The following is a 19334-nucleotide window of genomic DNA, read 5'->3' on the forward strand; positions in this document are numbered from 1 at the left end:
ACCCGTGAGCAGTTCACGATCGTCTTCGTGAGGGAGCTCTGTTCCCGTGGACCTCAACACCATCACCGAAGTCGTGCGGCGGCCGTCCGACCAGCCGGGTTCCGACTGGCGCGACGGGGACGCCTGGCTCGCGGGCGGCACCTGGCTGTACTCCGCGGAGCAGCCCGGCCTGCGCCGCCTGATCGACCTGACGTCGCTGCCCTGGGAGCCCCTCGTCCCGAGCGACGCGGGCCTCGAGATCGGTGCTACGTGCACCATCCGCGACCTGTACGCCTTCGCAGCCCCGGCCGAATGGACCGCCGGCACCCTCATCCCGACGGCCTGTGAGGCGTTCCTGTCCTCGTTCAAGGTCTGGAACGCGGCTACCGTGGGCGGAAACATCTGCATGTCACTGCCGGCCGGTCCGATGATCACGCTCACGGTGGCGCTGGAGGCGCGGTACGAGTTGTGGGCCCCCGACGGGTCCGTACGCACGGTCGACGCCCTCGACTTCGTGACCGGGAACAACCGCAACGTCCTCGCGCCCGGGGAGGTACTGCGCCGGATCGACGTCCCGGCGCACGCCTTGCGCAAACGGCCCGCGCACCGCCGCTTCGCACTGACCCGCCTCGGCCGTTCGACCGTGTTCCTCATCGGCACCAACACGCCCGGAAGGAGCGATCTGCTGCTCACCGTCACCGCGGGCACCACGCGGCCGGTGCGGTTCGCCTTCGAAACCATGCCCGATGCCCACACCCTGCGGCAGAGCATCGACGCCGTCCCCGCCGACGTGTGGTTCGACGACCCCAACGGGACACCCGACCACCGCCGCCACCTGACACGTCACTTCGCCGAAGAGATCCGCGGCGAACTCATCGCTGGGGGCCCGGCATGACCTACCTCGTGAACGGACGGAGCTTCGACGCCGAACCGGCACCCGGCCAGTGCCTGCGCACCTTCCTGCGCACGCTCGGACACTTCGGCGTCAAGAAGGGTTGCGACGCGGGCGACTGCGGTGCGTGCACCGTATGGCTGGACGGCACTGCGGTGCACAGCTGCATCACCCCGGCCTTCCGCGCGGAAGGCCACGAGGTGACCACGATCGAGGGTCTCGGATCCCCGGGCGACCTGCATCCCGTGCAACGCGGGTTCCGGGACGCCCCCGGCTTCCAGTGCGGCTTCTGCACCGCAGGAATGATCATGACATCGGCAACCTTCACGGAGGAGCAGAAGGCGGACCTGCCCCGGGCCCTGAAGGGCAACCTCTGCCGCTGCACCGGCTATCGGGGGATCGAGGACGCCGTCAAGGGCGTCACCAACGTGCAGACGGCAGCTCCCGGCAAGGCCGTGGGAACGAGCGTCGGCGCGCCCGCGGCCGAGGATGTGGTGACCGGTCGGGCCGAGTTCACGATGGACACCGCCATGGAAGGAATGCTGCACCTCAAGGTGCTGCACTCGCCCCACGCCCACGCCCGGATCGTCTCGATCGACAAGACCGCGGCGCTCGCGGTCCCCGGCGTGCAACGCGTCTACACCTGGCAGGACGTACCGCGCAGACGGTTCACCACGGCGATCCACACCGACCACCTCGTCGATCCGGACGACACCTACATCCTCGACGACACCGTCCGCTTCGTCGGACAGCGCGTCGCCGTCGTCCTCGCCGACACGGTCGGGGCGGCCGAGGAGGGCTGCCGCAGGCTGGAGGTCGCGTACGAGGTGCTGCCCGCGGTCTTCGACCCCGAGGAGGCCATGACCGACGGGGCGCCCCAACTGCACGGCTCGGAGGATCCGTTCGTCCGGGATTCCGTGCACAACCTCCTGCTGGAGATGCACTCGCACATCGGTGACGTCGATGCGGGGTTCGCGGCGGCCGACGTGATCCACGAGGGCACCTACTTCTCACCGCGCGTGCAGCACGCGCACCTGGAGACCCACGGCTCGATCGCCTGGATGGAGGACGGCCGGCTGAACGTCCGCACCAGTTCGCAGTCGCCGTCGATCGCGAAGGTCAAACTGGCCTACCTGTTCGCGCTGCGCCCGGACCAGCTCCGCGTGTTCTGCAAGCGCGTCGGCGGTGGTTTCGGCGGCAAGCAGGAGGTCATCTCCGAGGACCTGGTCGCCCTCGCCACCCTGGACACCGGGCGGCCCGCCTGCTTCGAGTTCACGCGCGAGGAGGAGTTCACCACGGCCTCGCCCCGGCACCCGATGAAGCTGACGGTCAAGCTCGGCGCGAAGAACGACGGCACGCTCACCGCGCTCCAGGTCCGCAACGTCTCCGATACGGGCGCCTACGGCAACCACGGCGGGGAGACCCTGTACGCGGGCGGCTCCGCCGTCATGATCTACCGTTGCCCCAACAAGAAGTACGACGCCTTCTCCGTCTACACGAACACCGTGCCGAGCGGCGCCCTGCGGGGGTACGGAATGACCCAGCCGGCCTTCGCGGTGGAGTGCGCGATGGACGAACTGGCCATCGCCCTGCACATGGATCCGCTCGAACTGCGCCGTCTCAACATCGTGCGCCCCGGCGATCCGCTCGTCGCCCTGCACGACGGCCCCGACGACGTGATGTTCAACGAGGACGGGCTCGCCAAGTGCATCGACCTCGTGGCCGGCGCGCTCGCCCGGACGGCCGACCGGCCCTCCCCCGGCCCCGGGTGGCTCGTGGGCACCGGCGTGGCGAGTTCCCTGCACGAGACCGCGCCTCCGACCGAGCACATCTCCGAGGCCTGGCTCACGCTCGGCGACGACCTGGTCTACGAACTCGCCATCGGCACCGTCGAGTTCGGCGAGGGCACCTCGACCGCGCACGTCCAGATCGCAGCCAACCAGCTGGTCACCACACCGTCGCGGATCCGCCTGGTGCAGTCGGACACCGACCGCACGGGATTCGACACCGGTGCCTTCGCGAGCGCGGGACTCTTCGTGGCGGGCAACGCCGTCCTGCGGGCGGCCAACGCCGTGCGCGACCGCATCCTGGAGTTCGCCGCCGCGCACACGGGTGTCCACGTCGTGATGTGCTCGATGGACGACGAGCACGTCGTCTGCGGGGACGACCGCGTCCCCCTGGCCGAGCTCGTCGCCCTGGCCCGGGCCCGCGGCATCCGGTTCACCGCCGCCCGGAAGGCCTACGGGTCACCGCGCAGCGTCACCTCCAACACCCACGGGTTCCGCATCGCCGTCCACCGGGTGACGGGGGAGATCCGCATCCTCTACAGCGTCCACGCGGCCGACGCCGGCGTACTCATCAACCCCGAGCAGGTACGCGGGCAGGTGGACGGGGGTGTCGCCCAGGGCATCGGATTCGCCCTGACGGAGAACTTCCGCGTCGACGCGGACGGGGTCATGGTCAACCCGAACCTGCGCAACTACCGGATCCCCACCTATGCCGACGTACCGCGCACCGACCTGCTCCTGGTGAGTTCCGCCGACTCCGTCGGGGCCATGCACTCGAAGGGGATGGCGGAGTGCTGCATCAACCCGGTGGCGCCCGCGCTGGCGAACGCGCTCCGCGATGCCACGGGCGTCCGCTACCGCGAGCTGCCCCTCACTCCGGAGCGGATCTACAGCCGGCTGGGTGAGAGCCAGTCGGCCCGGCCGGGCCCGAGACGATGACCACCGGACAGCAGACGGAGGCCGCGGCCACGGTCATCATCGGCCACAAGGTCCGGCCCGGCATGGACCAGGAGTACGAAAAGTGGCAGGAGGACGTCAACGCCGCCGCCTCACGGTACGCCGGGCACCTGGGCGCCGAGGTGACCCCGCCGACGGACCTGCAGCCCGACTGGGTCGTCGTCTACCGGTTCGACTCCCTGGCCCATCTGCAGGCGTGGATCAACGGCGCGACCCGGCAACGGCTCCTCGACGCCGGCCGGAAGTTCTTCGACGGCCCCGGGACCCAGCAGGTGATCAGCGGCGGCACCCAGCCCACGGACCAGCTCGTGACCGTCGTGGTGACCCACCGGGTCCACCCGGACCACGTCGAGGACTTCCTCCGGTGGCAGCGCGCCATGAGCGAGGAGGAGGGCAAGTTCCCGGGCTTCCGCGGCACGGAGATCTTCCGCCCGATCGAGGGCCTCCAGGACGAATGGACCACGCTGTACCGGTACGACAACGCCGAACACCTCGAGGCCTGGCTGACGTCGCAGGAGCGGCGGCAGATGCTTGCCGAGGGGGAGAAGTTCAGCGACTTCAAGCTGCGCACGATCGAGAACTCGTTCGGCAGCTGGTTCGCGTTCGAGGAGAACGGCAGGGAAGCGCCGCCGCCATCGGAGACGAAGACCGCCATAGCGGTCTGGGTGGGCCTCTACCCGACCGTCGTGCTACTGGCGCTCGCCCTGTCCCCGCTGAAACTGCCGATCTGGATCGGGCTGCTCGTGGGCAACCTGCTGTCGAGCGTCGCCATGAGCTTCTTCACGATGCCGTACTACGTGAACCGGCTGCTGAAGCGGTGGCTGTGGCCCGCACCTGACGCGCCGCCGCTGCGGACCAACCTCGTCGGCCTCGGCACCGTCGCGGCGGCGCTCGGTTTCTGGGCCCTCGTCTTCTACCTCGTGACGCGGCAGTTCTGGACCCTGCCCTGAACCGCTGCCGCGGCGGGGAAGGCGGGCCGGGAAGGAACCGGCCCGCCTTCCGCGTCACCGCACTAGTAGGGCTTGGTCAGGTCGGGGCTGGTGTTGCGTGTCCTGGGGGTTTGGTGTGGCGTTGAGGACGTGTGACACCGGAGGAAATCGCATCCGTACGTGCCGAGTTGGAGGACTTCGCGGCAGAGGTCTTCGAGCCGTTCGCGAGAAACGACCAGCGTCGGTGGGGGCAGGTCTACCTGCGGGGTCTGCTCACTGACGGGCAGCGTAAGTCGGTCGAGCCGATGGCTGCCCGGCTGGGTGAGGACGGGAACCGGCAGGCGCTGGCCCACTTCGTGACTACGAGCCCCTGGGATCCGGCGCATGTGCGGGCCCGGCTGGCCTGGAGGATGGAAAAGGCGATCCGACCCACCGCGGTGGTCGTCGACGACACCGGGTTCCTCAAGGACGGCAACGCCTCGGCGTGTGTGTCCCGGCAGTACACCGGCACTGCCGGCAAGGTCACCAACTGCCAGGTGGGCGTGTCCCTGCACCTGGCCTCCGACCATGCCTCAGCGGCGGTCGACTGGCGGCTCTTCCTGCCCGAAAACTGGGCGCCCGAGTCCGTGAAGGCGGACCCGGACAAGGTCGCCCGCCGCGCCGCCTGCGGCATTCCCGACGACATCGGGCACGTGGAGAAGTGGCAGCTCGCACTCGACATGCTCGACGAGACCCGCTCGTGGGGCATCGAGGTGCCGCTGGCCATCGCGGACGCCGGATACGGTGACGCGGCGGCGTTCCGGCACGGCGTGCAGGCCCGCGGCCTCAACTACGTGGTGGGCATCTCCACCACCCTCTCCGCCCAGCCCGGCGAAGCCGTGCCAGTCGCCGAACCGTACTCCGGGACCGGGCGCCCGCCGGTGGCGAAGTACCCCGACCCGCCGCGGTCGGTGAAACAGCTCGTCATCGCGGCGGGCCGGAAGGCAGCGAAACCGGTGCAGTGGCGTGAGGGCTCCCGGCCCGGCACGGGCCGCAGTGGCTTCAAGCGGATGTACTCGCGGTTCGTCACCTTGCGGATCCGGCCTGCCGGGCGCCAGACCCGGCAGGCCGTTGACGGCCCGGAACTGCCCGAGTGCTGGCTGCTGGCCGAATGGCCCGCCGGCCAGGCCGAGCCGGTCCAGTTCTGGCTGTCCGACCTGCCCGCAGACACCCCGCTGACCACCCTGGTCCGCCTGGCCAAGCTCCGCTGGCGCATCGAGCACGACTACCGCGAGATGAAGCAGGCCTTGGGCCTGGCCCATTTCGAGGGCCGCACCTGGAACGGCTGGCACCATCACGTCACCCTCGTCTCCGTCGCGCATGCCTTCTGCACCCTGCAACGACTGGCCCAAGCCCCAAAAGACACGGCGCCGGCCTGAGCCTCTACCGAATCGTCCGCGAGCTACAGACCCTCCTCGCGACATGGACCGGCGTCTGCCCCACCTGTCAACGCGGCATACCCACCCCAGCCCCGACCTGACCAAGCCCTACTAGTCGCTGTACGTCTCGCCGCGCTCGGCCTTCTCGACCAGGGAGGCCGGCGGGGTGAAGCGCTCGCCGTACTGGGCGGCCAGCTCGCGTGAGCGGGCGACGAAGCCCGACAGGCCGCCCTCGTAGCCGTTGATGTACTGGATCACGCCGCCGGTCCAGGCCGGGAAGCCGATGCCCATGATGGAGCCGATGTTGGCGTCGGCGATCGAGGTCAGGACGCCCTCGTCGAGGCAGCGCACGGTGTCCAGGGCCTCGGAGAAGAGCATCCGCTCCTTCATGTCCTCGAACGGGATCTCCGCGTCCGGCTTGGCGAAGTGCTCGCGCAGGCCCGGCCAGATGCCGGCGCGCTTGCCGCTCTCGTCGTACTCGTAGAAGCCCGCCCCGCCGCTGCGGCCCGGGCGGCCGAACTCGTCGACCATCCGGTCGATGACCGTGTCCGCGGGGTGAGCGGTCCAGGCGCGGCCCTCGGCCTCGAAGGCCTTGCGGGTCTCGTTGCGGATCTTGCGCGGGAGGGTGAGGGTCAGCTCGTCCATCAGGGACAGCACCTTGGCCGGGTACCCGGCCTGGGCCGCGGCCTGCTCGACGGAGGCGGGCTCGACGCCCTCGCCGACCATCGCCACGCCCTCGTTGATGAACTGGCCGATGACGCGCGAGGTGAAGAAGCCGCGCGAGTCGTTGACGACGATCGGGGTCTTGTTGATCTGCCGTACGAGGTCGAAGGCGCGGGCGATCGCCTCGTCGCCGGTGCGCTCCCCCTTGATGATCTCCACCAGCGGCATCTTGTCGACGGGCGAGAAGAAGTGCAGTCCGATGAAGTCCTCGGGGCGCGCAACCCCTTCCGCGAGGCCCGTGATGGGCAGCGTGGAGGTGTTGGAGCAGAGCAGCGCGTCGGGGGCGATGACGTCCTGGATCTCCTGGAACACCTTGTGCTTGAGGGAGGTGTCCTCGAAGACGGCCTCGATGACGGCGTCGCAGCCGGCCAGGTCGGCCGCATCGGCGGTCGGGGTGATCCGGGCGAGCAGCTCGGCGCGCTGGGCCTCGGTGCTGCGGCCGCGGGAGACGGCCTTGTCGAGCAGCTTCTCGGAGTACGCCTTGCCCTTCGCGGCGGCCTCGGCGGTGACGTCCTTCAGCACCACGTCGATGCCCGCGCGGGCGCAGGAGTACGCGATGCCCGCGCCCATCATGCCTGCGCCGAGGACGGCGACCTTGGTGACCTTGCGGGGCTCGATGCCCTGCGGGCGGCTGCGGCCGGTGTTGACGGCCTGGAGGTCGAAGAAGAACGCCTGGATCATGTTCTTGGCGGTCTGTCCGGTGACCAGCTCGGTGAAGTAGCGGGCCTCGATCGTCAGCGCGGTCTCGAAGTCCACCTGGGCGCCCTCGACGGCGCACGCCAGGATGTTGCGCGGGGCCGGGTACGGGGCCCCGTTCAGCTGCTTCCTGAGGTTCGCGGGGAACGCCGGGAGGTTGGCGGCGAAGCGCGGGTTGGACGGCGTACCGCCCGGGATCTTGTAGCCGGGCTGGTCCCACGGCTGCTTCGACTCGGGGTTGGCGTCGATGAAGGCGCGGGCCTTGGCCAGCATCTCCTCGGGGGTGGCGGCCAGTTCGTGCACGAGGCCGTTGTCCAGGGCGCGCTGCGGGTTGTACTGGGTGCCCTGGAGCAGGACCTTGAGCAGCGCGTCGGCGATGCCCATCAGGCGCACGGTGCGGGTGAGGCCGCCGCCGGCCGGGAGCAGGCCGAGGGTGACCTCGGGCAGGCCGATCTTGGAGCCCGGGGCGTCGAGGGCGACGCGGTGGTGGGAGGCGAGGCAGATCTCGTAACCGCCGCCGAGGGCCGCGCCGTTGATGGCGGCGACGACGGGCTTGCCGAGGGTCTCGATGCGGCGCAGCGAGCGCTTGATCTCGGTGCCGGTGTCGAAGGCGATCTGCGCGTCGGCGGGACGCAGCCGGATCATGTCCTTGAGGTCGCCGCCCGCGAAGAAGGTCTTCTTGGCGGAGGTGTAGATGATGCCGCGGATCGAGTCCTTCTCGGCCTCGGCGCGGTCGGCGATCGCCGCGATGGAGTCCTTGAAGGCCTGGTTCATCGTGTTGGCGGACTGGTTCGGGTCGTCGAGGGTCAGGGTGACGACGCCGGTCTCGTCCTGTTCCCAGCGGATCGTGGTGGACTCGCTCATTTTTCTCGCTGCTTCCGTGTCGGGGAGGAGGTCTGGGGGATGCAGGACGGGGTTCAGAGACGCTCGACGACGGTGGCGACGCCCATGCCGCCGCCGACGCAGAGGGTGACGAGGCCGTAGCGCTTGTCCTGGCGCTCCAGTTCGTCGATGACGGTGCCGAGCAGCATGGCGCCGGTGGCGCCGAGCGGGTGGCCGAGCGCGATGGCGCCGCCGTTGACGTTGACCTTGTCGAGGGAGATGCCCATGTCCTTGACGAAACGGAGCACGACGCCGGCGAAGGCCTCGTTCATCTCGATCAGGTCGATGTCGTCGATGGTCAGGCCGGCCTTGGCGAGGGCCTTGCGGGTGGCCGGGGCGGGTCCGGTGAGCATGATGGTGGGCTCGGAACCGGAGACGGCGGCGGAGACGATCCGGGCGCGGGGCGCCAGGCCGTTTCGCTCGCCCGCCTCGCGGGTGCCGATGGCGACGAGCGAGGCGCCGTCGACGATGCCGGAGGAGTTGCCCGCGTGGTGGACGTGGTCGATCTTCTCGACCCAGTGGTACTTCTGCAGGGCCACGGCGTCGAAGCCGCCGAGGTCGCCGATGTCCGCGAAGGACGGCTTGAGCTTGGCCAGGGTGTCGGCGGTGGTGCCCGGGCGGACGAACTCCTCGTGGTCCAGGACGACCAGGCCGTTGCGGTCGGTCACCGGGACGACGGACTTCGCGAAGCGGCCCTCCTTGATGGCGGTGGCCGCGCGCTCCTGGGAGAGGGCGGCGTACTCGTCGACGTCGCGCCGGGAGAAGCCCTCGATGGTGGCGATCAGGTCGGCGCCGATGCCCTGCGGGACGAAGCCGGTGTCCCAGTTGGTCATCGGGTCGTTGAACCAGGCGCCGCCGTCGGAGGCCATCGGCACGCGGGACATGGACTCCACGCCGCCGGCGAGGACCAGGTCCTCCCAGCCGGAGCGGACCTTGGCGGCGGCCAGGTTCACGGCCTCCAGGCCGGAGGCGCAGAAGCGGTTCTCCTGTACGCCGGCCACCGTGTCCGGGAGTCCCGCGGCGATGGCCGCGATCCGGGCGATGTCGGAGCCCTGGTCGCCGACCGGGCCGACGACGCCGAGGACGATGTCGTCGATGGTGGCCGGGTCCAGGCCGGGGTTGCGCTCGCGCAGGGCGTGGATGAGGCCGACGACCAGGTCGATCGGCTTGGTGCCGTGCAGGGCGCCGTTGGACTTGCCGCGGCCGCGCGGGGTGCGGATCGCGTCGTATACGTAAGCTTCGGTGCTCACTGGTCAAGCCTTTCGGGGAGGGGTCCGTGCATTAGCCGAGGAGGGAGCGGCCGATGATCTCTTTCATGATCTCGGTCGTGCCGCCGTAGATGGTCTGGATGCGGCCGTCGGTGAAGGCCCGGGCGACCCGGTATTCGCTCATGTAGCCGTATCCGCCGTGCAGTTGCAGACACCGGTCGGCGACGCGCTTCTGGAGCTCGGTCGCCCACCACTTGGCCATCGAGGCGTGGACGTGGTCCAGCTCGCCGTTGGAGTGGTCGACTATGCAGCGGTCCAGGAAGGTGCGGGTGACGGCGCACTCGGTGGCCATCTCCGCGATCTCGAAGCGGATGTGCTGGAGCTTGGAGAGCGGCCGCCCGAAGGCCTCGCGCTCCTTCACGTACGCAGTGGTGATCTCCAGCAGGTGCTCGGCGGCGGCGATGCCGGCCATCGCGATGCCCATCCGCTCCTGCGCGAGGTTGGTCATCAGGTGGCCGAACGCGCCGTTGAGCTCGCCGAGCAGGTTCTCCTTGGGGACGCGTACGTCATGGAAGAACAGCTCGGCGGTGTCCTGCGCCTTCTGGCCGATCTTGTCGAGGTTGCGGCCGCGCTCGAAGCCCTCCGTGCCGCGCTCGACCACCAGCAGCGACAGGCCGTGCGCCCCGCCCTCGGGGGTGGTCCTGGCGACCACGACCACCAGGTCGGCCAGGATGCCGTTGGAGATGAAGGTCTTGGAGCCGTTGAGCACCCAGTGGTCGCCCCGGTCCTCGGCGCCGGTCCGGATCCCCTGCAGGTCGGAGCCCGCGCCGGGCTCGGTCATCGCGATCGCCGTGATCGTCTCGCCGGAACAGAAGCCGGGCAGCCAGCGCCGCTTCTGCTCCTCCGTGGCCAGCGAGGTCAGGTACGGGCCGATGATGTCGTTGTGCAGGCCGATCGCGAGCCCCGCCGCCCCGGCCCGGGTGAACTCCTCGGCGATCACGGCCGCGTAGCGGAAGTCGGTGTTCCCGCCGCCCCCGTACTCCTCCGGGACGGCCAGGCCCAGCAGGCCCTGCCGGCCGGCGGCCCGCCAGGCCTCACGGCTGACGATGCCGTCCTTCTCCCACTGCTCGTAGTGCGGCAGCACCTCCTTGGTGAGGAAGGTGCGGACCGTTTCGCGGAACGCCTCGTGGTCGGCGTCGAAGATGCGGCGTTGCATCGGGGCCCCCTAGAGCCAGCTCTTGACGGTTTCGATCAGCCGGGCCGGCTCGGCACCGACGGGTGTGACGTTGAGCATCGTGACGCCCGCCTCCCGGAAGGCCTCGACCCGCTCGCGTACGTAACCCTCCGGCCCGCACAACGTCATGAGCTCGCAGAACTCGTCCGGGACGGCGGCCGCCGCATCGCGCTTGCGGCCGGAGAGGTAGAGCTCCTGGATCTTGCGGGCCTCCTCCTCGTAGCCGTAGGCGACGGCGAGGTCGTTGTAGAAGTTCTTGCCGACCGCGCCCATCCCGCCGACGTACAGCGCGATCTGCGGGCGCGCCAGGTCCCGTACGGCGGCCGCGTCCTCGCCGATCGCGAGCAGCCCGCCCGCCACGGTCTGCAGCGGGCCGAGCTCCGGGGCGCGCAGGGCCGCGCCCTCGGCGAGGGCGCTCCCCCACACCGCGTGGGCCTTCTCCGGGAGGAACAGGGTCGGCAGCCAGCCGTCGGCGATCTCGGCGGTCATCCGTACGTTCGCGGGGCCGAGCGACGCGATGTACACGGGGATCGCGTCGCGGACCGGCCGGGTGAGGATCTTCAGCGGCTTGCCGTGCCGGCCGCCCTTCTCGGGCGGCAGCGGCATGTCGGTGATGCCGTGGTGGTCGATCGTCTCGCGGCGCCAGATCCGCCGGCACAGCTCGACGGTCTCGCGGGTCCGGCCGAGCGGCTTGTCGTACGGCTTGCCGTGCCAGCCCTCGACGACCTGCGGGCCGGAGGCGCCGAGGCCCAGCAGCGCCCGGCCGCCGGACATGGCGTCGAGCCCGGCCGCCGTCTGGGCGACGAGGGCGGGGGTGCGGGAGTAGACGTTCAGGATGGCGGAGCCGATCTTCATCCGCTCGGTGCGGGCCGCCAGATAGCCCATGATCGTCGGGGAGTCGAAGCCCCAGGCCTCGGCGACCCACACGGCGTCGAGCCCGGCCGCCTCCAGCGCCGCCGCCTCGTCGGCGGCCCGGCGCGGGTCCCCGGAGTAGTCGAGCATCATGGAGAGTTCCATCAGGCGCCCTCGCCCTTCGCGGTCAGGCCCGGCACGTCCCAGTCGCGGGCCACTGATCCGGTGTCGGCCCCCGGCTGCGCCGGGCCCGAGGCCACCGCGACCGGCGTGGCCGAGAACCGGGGCGCGGGGGCGGGCTGGGTGATCCCGCCGAAGTCGGTGAAAGTGGCGCGAGCGGCGAGGTGCGGGTGCTGCGGGGCCTCGCGCAGGGACAGTACGGGCGCGACGCAGGCGTCGGAGCCCTCGAAGACGGCCGTCCACTCCTCCCGAGTACGGGACTTGAAGCGGGCGGCGACGGTCTCGCGGAGCTCGCCCCAGCGGGCCGTGTCCTTGCGGGCCGGGGCCCCGTCCTCGATGCCGAGCAGCTCCACGAAGGTGTCGTAGAACTGCTGCTCGAGCGCTCCGACCGCCATGTACTGGCCGTCGGAGGTCTCGTACGTGCCGTAGAAGGGGCAGCCGCCGTCGAGGAGGTTGGCCCCGCGCCGGTCCTGCCAGCCGCCGGCCGCCATCATCCCGTGGATCATGGCGGTGAGGTGGGCGGTGCCGTCGACGATGGCCGCGTCCACGACCTGGCCGGTGCCGCCCGGGGTACGGGCGTGCTGCAGGGCCGCGAGGACCCCGATGACGAGGTAGAGCGAGCCGCCCGCGTAGTCCCCGACGAGGTTGGCGGGGACGGCCGGGGGCTCGCCCGGGTTCCCGATCATGCCGAGGGCGCCGGTGACGGCGATGTACGCGATGTCGTGCCCGGCGGTGTGCGCGAGCGGGCCGTCCTGGCCCCAGCCGGTCATCCGGCCGTAGACGAGCTTCGGATTGCGGGCGTGGCAGTCGGCGGGGCCGACGCCGAGCCGCTCGGCGACCCCGGGGCGGAAGCCCTCGATGAGCACGTCGGCCCGCTCGACCAGGTCCAGCACGAGGGCGGGGCCCTCGGCGGACTTCAGGTCGACCAGAACGGACCGCTTGCCGCGGTTGGTGATGTCGTACGCGGGGTCGACCGCGAGCCCGCCGCCGCCGGGACGGTCCACCCGTACGACGTCCGCACCGAGATCGGCGAGGAGCATGGCGGCGAACGGGCCCGGGCCGATGCCCGCCAGTTCGACGACGCGCACGCCCGCGAGCGGGCCGTTGCCGGGCACGTTCCCTGTCACTGCCATCGAGCCCCCAGCATCCCTGGCGCCACTGCCGCCACTGCCGCCACTGCCGCCACTGCCGCCAACTGTGTGACACAACTGATGTAACACCAGTGATGCTAGGAACGCGTTCCACTCAGCACAAGAGCAAGCGCTTAGCCGGTTGACTCGTTTCGCGCGTCGAGCTCCTTCAGATGCCGCTTCAGGGCGACCGTCCGGTAGCTCTCCTCCACCCATTCGCACAGCACCTCGAGCGAGGGCGCCCCCTGCTCCCCCAGCGGCAGGGAGACCCAGCCCGCCTTCCCCAGCCCGTACCCGGTCGGCTCCGCCCCGGGCGCGGTCATGGCGTGGCCGTGCAGCGCCTCGTCCTTGAGCTTCACGGAGAGCCCGGGCGGCTGCGGGCCGTCCGCGTTGCCCAGGAAGACGAAGATCTTCTTGTTGACCTTCACCACACAGTCCTCCGGACCCCAGGGAAACTCCTCCACGGCCTCCGGCAGCCCGCGGGCAAACTCCCGCACCGCCTCCCACTTGCGCACCGCAGCCTTCATCGACGCCTCCCGTCACCGCAGCCGCCCGCTCGCACGGACACTCGGCCTTCACGCTAGCGCCGCCCCCCGACACGGACCGGGAAGTGGACCACGGCCTTCGCACGGGCGCCATCGGATCCCCCGTCGGCGCCATCGGTTACCGGAACCGGAATGACGACGACATCAGTCCCGCCGTCGGCCTTTTCGGGGCCTACCCGGACAACTGGCCGGAGAACATAAAACGCCTGATCACAGTAGCCAAATGCACCTTCCGTGCCGCTTTCGAAACTCTTGCCGCAGGCGCGGGAAGACAAGGATGGGGGGCATTAAGCGGAAGCCGACGAGCTATGTAATCTGAGCGAGCTTTCAGCCCTGGCCAAGGGCTCACGGAACCTAGGGGGCTCGGTGTCCTACCGCCGACTCGCAGCATCCGCCGCCGTCTTCGCGGCCGGCATTTCTCTCATACCGGGCATGGCCCACGCCGCCGGCACCGACTCCGGCGATACCCAGGGCATCAGCCAGCCCGACCTGGCGCAGGCCGGCCTGAAGAACACCGCCAAGTTCTCCAGCCCGGCCGACCGGTCGATCCGGCAGAGCGCACCGAGCCCCAAGAGCAAGCTCGCGGCCGCTGCCATGGCGGAGACCGCCGACGCCGCCAACCCGACCCTCGCGGTCGGCCTGGAAGCGTTCGCCACCTCCGCGCACGCGATCGAGCTGGACAGCTCCGTCACCAGCGCCACCACGCCGCTCGACATCACCATCGCCTGGGGCGACGGGGCCACCACCACCGCCTCGGCCTCCGGCACCCAGCTCGTGGCCTCCGAACACACCTACGCGGAGCTCGGCACCTACACCGTCAAGGTCACCGTGACGGACCAGGCCGCCAACACCTCGGTCACCAACGAGGTGGCGTTCACGACCGCGGGCTCGGACTACACCCCGTACGGCCCGACCCGTCTGCTGGACACCCGCAACGGCACCGGCGCCGCGAAGGCCGCCAAGGTCGCCCCGTACACCTCCGCCCACCTGAAGATCGGCGGGAACGGCTCCATCCCCGCCGGCGTCACCGCGGTGGTCCTCAACGTCACCGTCACCGGCACCACCAGCGGCGGCCACGTCACCGCCTTCGCCGACGGCGACGAGAAGCCGAGCACCTCGAACGTCAACTTCGTCCCGGGCCAGACGGTCCCGAACCTGGTCATCGTGCCGGTCGGCGAGAACGGCTACGTCAACCTGTACAACGGCGGCTGGGAGCCGGTCGACCTCATCGCCGACGTCACCGGCTACTTCACGCAGACCGCCTCCAGCGGCTACACCCCGCTGGCGCCGCAGCGCTTCGTCGACACCCGCAGCGGCACCGGCACCGCCAAGGGCCAGCTCGCCGGATACGGGTCCTTCGGCACCCAGATCACCGGCCTGGGCAAGGTGCCGGCCTCCGGCGTCACCGCCGTGGCGCTCAACGTGACCGTCACCAACCCGCGCAGCGACGGCCACCTGACCGTCTACCCGAGCGGCCAGCAGGCCCCGACCGCGTCCAACGTGAACTTCACGACCGGTCAGACCATCGCCAACTCGGTGATCGTCCCGGTCGGCCCCGACGGCAGGATCAACGTCCGCAACGGCGGCTGGAACCCGGCCGACGTCATCGTCGACGTCGTCGGCTACTACAGCCCGCAGAGCAAGGGCTCCTACCTGCCCTTCGCTCCGGAGCGGATGATCGACACCCGCGACCCCCAGGACCCGGCCCACGGCCCCCTGGCCGGCCGTGACTACATCTACGCGGGCATGTCCGAACCCGGTTCCGGCGTCACCGGCTTCGTGCTGAACGCCACGGTGACCAACACCAGGGACAGCGGCTTCCTCGCCGTCGCCCCGGACCCGAACACACTGGACGAGTACGACAACAACGCGGCGGGCCAGCCGGCACCACCCACCTCCTCGACCCTGAACTGGACGACCGGCAAGACCGTCCCGAACCTGGTCCAGGCAAGCACCGGCGGCACCGGCGTCGTCGACTTCTGGAACCAGAGCGACGGCGACACCGACCTCATCGTCGACGTCTTCGGCATGTACCAGGACAACTGACCCGCCGTTCGTGCGCAGGGCGCAGCGCCCCGGGATCGGCCGTCCAGGCCGCCCCCGGGGCGCTGTTCTTCGTACCCTCGCCGCGCGCTAGCCTCAGCGACCGACACGAGCGGGGGAACGGAGAGGAGCCGTGATGAACGAAGTGGTTCGGCAGGCCGACGAGGCCGCGGGCAGTGAGCGCCTGCGCGACCGGGCCTATGACGTGGTGCTCTTCGGTGCGACCGGGTTCGTCGGGGCACTGACCGCCGAGTACCTCGCCGCGCACGCCCCCGCCGGCTGCCGGTGGGCCCTCGCGGGCCGCGACCTCGGCAAGCTGGAGCGGCTGCGCGAGCGGCTGACCGCGCTCGACCCGGGCTGCGCGTCGCTGCCGCTGCTCCGCGCGGACGCCGGGGACGCACGGGCCGTACGGGAACTGGCCGCCTCCACGCGGGTCCTGGCCACGACGGTCGGGCCGTACGTCCTGTACGGGGCGGAGCTGGTCGCCGCCTGCGCCGCGGAGGGCACGGACTACGTGGACCTCACCGGCGAGCCGGAGTTCGTGGACCGGACGTACGTCGAGCACGACACCCGGGCCCGGGAGACCGGTGCGCGGCTGGTGCACGCCTGCGGCTTCGACTCGATCCCGGCCGACCTCGGCGCGTACTTCACGGTGGGACAGCTCCCGCAGGGCGTGCCGCTGCGGGTGGACGGGTTCATGCGGTCCAACGCGGTCTTCTCCGGCGGCACCCTGGCCTCGGCCCTCACCATCATGGGCCGCGGGCCGCAGACCCTGGCCGCGGCGCACGAGCGCCGGCTGCACGAGCCCCGGCTGCTGGAACGGCGCGTACGGGGACCCCTGGGCGCCCCGCGGTTCAGCCGGGAGACCGGGGCGTGGGCGCTGCCGCTGCCGACCCTGGACGCCCGGATCGTGACCCGCTCGGCGGCCGCGCTGGAGCGGTACGGGCCGGACTTCCGCTACCGGCAGTACGCCTCGGTGAAGCACCTCCCGGTCGCCGTGGGCGGTACGGCGGCGATCGGCGCGACGGTGGCCCTGGCCCAGCTCCCGGCGGCGCGGCGGTGGCTGATGAGCCGCTGGGAGCCGGGCCGCGGCCCGGACGCGGAGCGCCGGGCGCGCAGCTGGTTCACGGTCCGCTTCGTGGGCGAGGGCGGCGGCCGCCGCGTGTTCACCGAGGTCTCGGGCGGCGACCCGGGCTACGGCGAGACCGCCAAGATGCTGGCGGAGTCGGCGCTGTGCCTCGCGTACGACGCCCTGCCCGAACGGGCCGGCCAGCTCACCACGGCGGTGGCGATGGGCGACGCCCTGCTGGACCGGCTCCAGAAGGCGGGCATCCGGTTCCGGGTGGCCGCGGTGCGCTGAGCCGGCCGGGGGGCGGGGTCGGGGTGGTGTCGGGGGGCGGGGGGCGGGGGGTGTCGGGGGGTGTCGGGGGTCAGGCGGCTTCGCGCAGGGCCCGTCGGCAGAGGGAGTCGGCGTGGCGGGTGGACTCCGGGATCCGGAATCGGGGGCTCAGCGCGAGGGCGTGGGCGCAGGCGTTGTCCAGCGAGACCCGGTGGCCGACGGAAACGTACACCGGCTTGATCCGGTCCTGCGTCCGCAGCGCCCGCCCGACGACGGCGCCGTCGGCCGCGAGCAGCGGCGCGGCGTCGCCGCGGAGGGCGCCCGGCTCCTCGTAGGTGAACGTGAACGGGTTCTTCGCGACGCCCATGCTCGGCAGCCCGGTGACCACCCCGAGGTGGCAGGCGAGGCCGAAGCCGCGGGGGTGGGCGAGCCCGTAACCGTCGCAGACGACGAGGTCGGGGGCGGCGGTGAGGGCATCCAGCGCGGCCAGCACGGTGGGCAGCTCCCGGAAGGCGAGGAGCCCGGGCACGTAGGGGAAGCTGACGTGCCCGACGGCGGTCGCCTCCTCGACGACCTCGAGGGTGGCGGCGTCGAGGACGACGGCCGCGGCGGCGACCAGGTCGCGCTCGTCGTCGTAGGCGACGTCCACGCCCGCGACGAGCCCGCGTCCGGGCGGCGGACCGGGCTCGTCGAGCACGACGTGATGGCGGAGTTCGTCTTGTATCGCCCGGGCCTCGGCCTCGTCGGCGGGGGTCTTCACGCTCGTCATGATGGTTCGAGAGTAGCCTGGCGATCATGTTCGTCATGGAACTCACCTACACCGCACCCGTCGAAGCCGTCGAAGAGGAGATGGACGCGCACATCGCCTGGCTGGACGGCTACTACGCATCGGGCGTCTTCCTCGCCTCGGGCCGCAAGGTCCCGCGCGACGGCGGCATCATCCTGGCAGCCGGGGTCTCGCGCGCGGAGATCGAACGCATCGCGGCAGAGGACCCCTTCACGCTGGCCGGCGTCTGCGAGTACAGCATCACGGAGTTCATCGCGACGAGGACGTCGGGGGACCTGGCGGGGGTTCGGGAGAATCCGGTGGTTTAAGGGTTTTGGGGTTGGGGGTTGGGGTTGGGGTTGGGGTTAGGGGTTAGGGGTTGGGCGGGGCGGCGCCTGGTCGGCGTCATAGGGCCCATCGGGAGCGAGGTCTGGCGGGGTCTGCCGACTCGGTGTCGGTGTGGGTACGGGGGCGTCCCGTCAGTCCACTGTCCTTCCGTGTCGTGCCGGTCCCTCAAGGGCGCTCCTCCTTCGTCGTCGCGTCGCTTCGCGATGGCCTTCGGCCACCCTTGACCGACCGACCCGCCCCGGAATGCCAACAGACTGCCGGGACGCCCCCGAAGGATGGCCGGGGGGTTCGGGTTCCGACCTACCCAGATCAGAGATGCCGAGCAGGAGCCCCTGTCCATCCGCACCCCATTCCCCGGGACCACCGAGCAAGAGCAGGATGGGGCCAGGGGGAGGCCATGGTCCCTGAAGGGCCCAAAGGAAGCCCTTTCCGGACCCGGGCGGGGTCAACCTGCACCAGACAGCGGCCAGATGACCAGGCCGGTAGGTGTGGGCCCGCAGGCGCCCCAGATCGCTACGCGCTCCTCATCTCTCGGCGTCCGGCGGCCGTCTGGGCTGCCATACGCCGCCCAGGACCGGCACCTGTTCCCTGGAGGGGCGACTATGGGCTGTTTGTTCCAATTTGGCGGGCTGGTCGAGAGCCGAATGGGCGCGTGCCGGAGTAGGAGGTTGAGGAATCCGGCAGCAGACTCCGTCCGACGCCTTGGGGTCAGTCGCGGATGAGGAGGACGACGAAACCCACTACGGCTCCCAGCAGCAGTCCGAGGACGGAGTACCGGGGCCGCGACTCGCGTAGGACGGGGAGGAAGTGGTCGACGGAGAAGCGGCCCGGCCCGGTGAGGGTGAGGGCGACGACCCCGGCGAAGAGCACCGACTCGAGTTCCACACCCTTGGGGGGGAAGTAGGCACTCAAGCCCCGGACGGCGAGGATGTTGATGAAGGTACCGGTCAAAGCCGCGCCGGCGAGCGGAGTGAGCAGACCCAGGGCGAGCCCGAGGCCACCCAGGATCTCGGAGAGGCTGGCGATGACGGCCATGGCATCCCCGGCGGGATAGCCGCTCATCGAGAAGCCCTTGCCGGTCGCGGTGAGGCCCGGGCCCTTGAACCAGCCGAAGAGCTTCTGGGTGCCGTGGCCGACCATGGTGAGGCCGACGACGAGCCGCAGCACGAGCAGGCCGAGGTCGTGAGTGGCGGTGGTGCCAGACGTCGAGGTGGCACGAAAGATCGCGCGATCCCGCAGTTCGTACGCCATGAACGTCCGTTCTTCCGTCCCCTGCAAACGACGGCCACCCTATGGCGCTCGCCCGAAATGCCCAGGCCGCAACGTCGTCCCACCACATCGTCGACCCGTTCGGCGCAGACCGACCGCACCCCCGCTCCGTTGCAGTCCCAACCCCAGACGGCCGCCGGACGCCGAGAGATGAGGA

At 70.8% G+C, this 19334-nt stretch carries 15 protein-coding genes; 7 read left to right on the plus strand and 8 right to left on the minus strand.

Going from position 1 to position 19334, the window contains the following annotated elements; translation table 11 throughout:
* The first annotated feature begins 46 nt into the window (after window positions 1-46).
* From AB5J51_RS09300 to AB5J51_RS09315, 4 genes are all read left to right on the plus strand, one after another.
* A complete protein-coding gene (locus tag AB5J51_RS09300; protein ID WP_369777417.1) occupies window positions 47-874 on the plus strand; it encodes an FAD binding domain-containing protein in 828 nt (275 codons plus the stop codon).
* Window positions 871-3597 (plus strand): molybdopterin-dependent oxidoreductase, encoded by a 2727-nt coding sequence (locus AB5J51_RS09305; protein ID WP_369777418.1) that lies wholly within the window; start codon window positions 871-873, stop codon window positions 3595-3597. The genes AB5J51_RS09300 and AB5J51_RS09305 overlap by 4 nt, the downstream gene beginning before the upstream one ends.
* On the plus strand, window positions 3594-4565 hold the full coding sequence (locus tag AB5J51_RS09310; RefSeq protein ID WP_136224377.1) for an antibiotic biosynthesis monooxygenase: 972 nt from the start codon (window positions 3594-3596) through the stop codon (window positions 4563-4565). Before AB5J51_RS09305 ends, AB5J51_RS09310 begins: the two co-directional genes overlap by 4 nt.
* 131 nt (window positions 4566-4696) lie before the next feature.
* Entirely contained in the window at window positions 4697-5962 is a 1266-nt protein-coding gene (locus AB5J51_RS09315; protein WP_369776581.1) for an IS701 family transposase, read from the plus strand.
* Between the two features lie 111 nt (window positions 5963-6073).
* Here the strand turns inward: AB5J51_RS09315 and AB5J51_RS09320 are convergent, their stop codons facing one another.
* The 6 genes from AB5J51_RS09320 to AB5J51_RS09345 all read right to left on the minus strand — a co-directional run bounded on the left by AB5J51_RS09320 (window position 6074) and on the right by AB5J51_RS09345 (window position 13394).
* Complete coding sequence (locus AB5J51_RS09320) at window positions 6074-8245, minus strand: 3-hydroxyacyl-CoA dehydrogenase NAD-binding domain-containing protein (protein ID WP_369777419.1); 2172 nt, start codon at window positions 8243-8245, stop codon at window positions 6074-6076.
* Window positions 8246-8298: 53 nt separating this feature from the next.
* Window positions 8299-9513, minus strand: coding sequence for an acetyl-CoA C-acetyltransferase (locus tag AB5J51_RS09325; protein WP_053788657.1), 1215 nt, complete (start codon window positions 9511-9513; stop codon window positions 8299-8301).
* Window positions 9514-9544: 31 nt separating this feature from the next.
* On the minus strand, window positions 9545-10687 hold the full coding sequence (locus AB5J51_RS09330; protein ID WP_136224378.1) for an acyl-CoA dehydrogenase family protein: 1143 nt from the start codon (window positions 10685-10687) through the stop codon (window positions 9545-9547).
* A gap of 9 nt (window positions 10688-10696) precedes the next feature.
* Window positions 10697-11722, minus strand: coding sequence for an LLM class F420-dependent oxidoreductase (locus tag AB5J51_RS09335; RefSeq protein ID WP_136224379.1), 1026 nt, complete (start codon window positions 11720-11722; stop codon window positions 10697-10699).
* Window positions 11722-12870 (minus strand): CaiB/BaiF CoA transferase family protein, encoded by a 1149-nt coding sequence (locus tag AB5J51_RS09340; RefSeq protein ID WP_369777420.1) that lies wholly within the window; start codon window positions 12868-12870, stop codon window positions 11722-11724. The genes AB5J51_RS09335 and AB5J51_RS09340 overlap by 1 nt, the downstream gene beginning before the upstream one ends.
* Before the next feature lie 131 nt (window positions 12871-13001).
* The gene (locus AB5J51_RS09345; protein ID WP_053788661.1) at window positions 13002-13394 is read right to left on the minus strand and encodes an MmcQ/YjbR family DNA-binding protein; all 393 of its coding nucleotides are present in this window, start codon (window positions 13392-13394) and stop codon (window positions 13002-13004) included.
* Window positions 13395-13844: 450 nt separating this feature from the next.
* Here AB5J51_RS09345 and AB5J51_RS09350 point away from each other — a divergent pair, with 450 nt between their 5' ends.
* Together AB5J51_RS09350 and AB5J51_RS09355 are read left to right on the plus strand one after the other, a co-directional pair.
* Window positions 13845-15458: a PKD domain-containing protein gene (locus AB5J51_RS09350; RefSeq protein ID WP_369777421.1), complete on the plus strand. Its 1614-nt coding sequence runs from the start codon at window positions 13845-13847 to the stop codon at window positions 15456-15458.
* A gap of 133 nt (window positions 15459-15591) precedes the next feature.
* Window positions 15592-16815, plus strand: a complete 1224-nt coding sequence (locus AB5J51_RS09355; RefSeq protein WP_136224382.1) for a trans-acting enoyl reductase family protein — start codon at window positions 15592-15594, stop codon at window positions 16813-16815.
* 70 nt (window positions 16816-16885) lie between these two features.
* On the opposite strand, the gene AB5J51_RS09360 is transcribed toward AB5J51_RS09355, so the two are convergent.
* Window positions 16886-17563, minus strand: coding sequence for an endonuclease V (locus AB5J51_RS09360; RefSeq protein WP_053785508.1), 678 nt, complete (start codon window positions 17561-17563; stop codon window positions 16886-16888).
* A 26-nt stretch (window positions 17564-17589) separates the two neighbouring features.
* Between AB5J51_RS09360 and AB5J51_RS09365 the strand changes: the two genes are divergently transcribed.
* Entirely contained in the window at window positions 17590-17889 is a 300-nt protein-coding gene (locus AB5J51_RS09365) for a YciI family protein (RefSeq protein ID WP_053785509.1), read from the plus strand.
* Between the two features lie 727 nt (window positions 17890-18616).
* Here the strand turns inward: AB5J51_RS09365 and AB5J51_RS09370 are convergent.
* Window positions 18617-19159 carry a DoxX family protein gene (locus AB5J51_RS09370; RefSeq protein ID WP_053785391.1) on the minus strand — a complete coding sequence of 181 codons (543 nt, stop codon included), beginning with the start codon at window positions 19157-19159 and terminating at the stop codon, window positions 18617-18619.
* Window positions 19160-19334 lie beyond the last annotated feature (175 nt).

Origin of the sequence: Streptomyces sp. R33, from assembly GCF_041200175.1 — a bacterium.
Taxonomy (GTDB): Bacteria; Actinomycetota; Actinomycetes; order Streptomycetales; family Streptomycetaceae; genus Streptomyces; species Streptomyces katrae_B.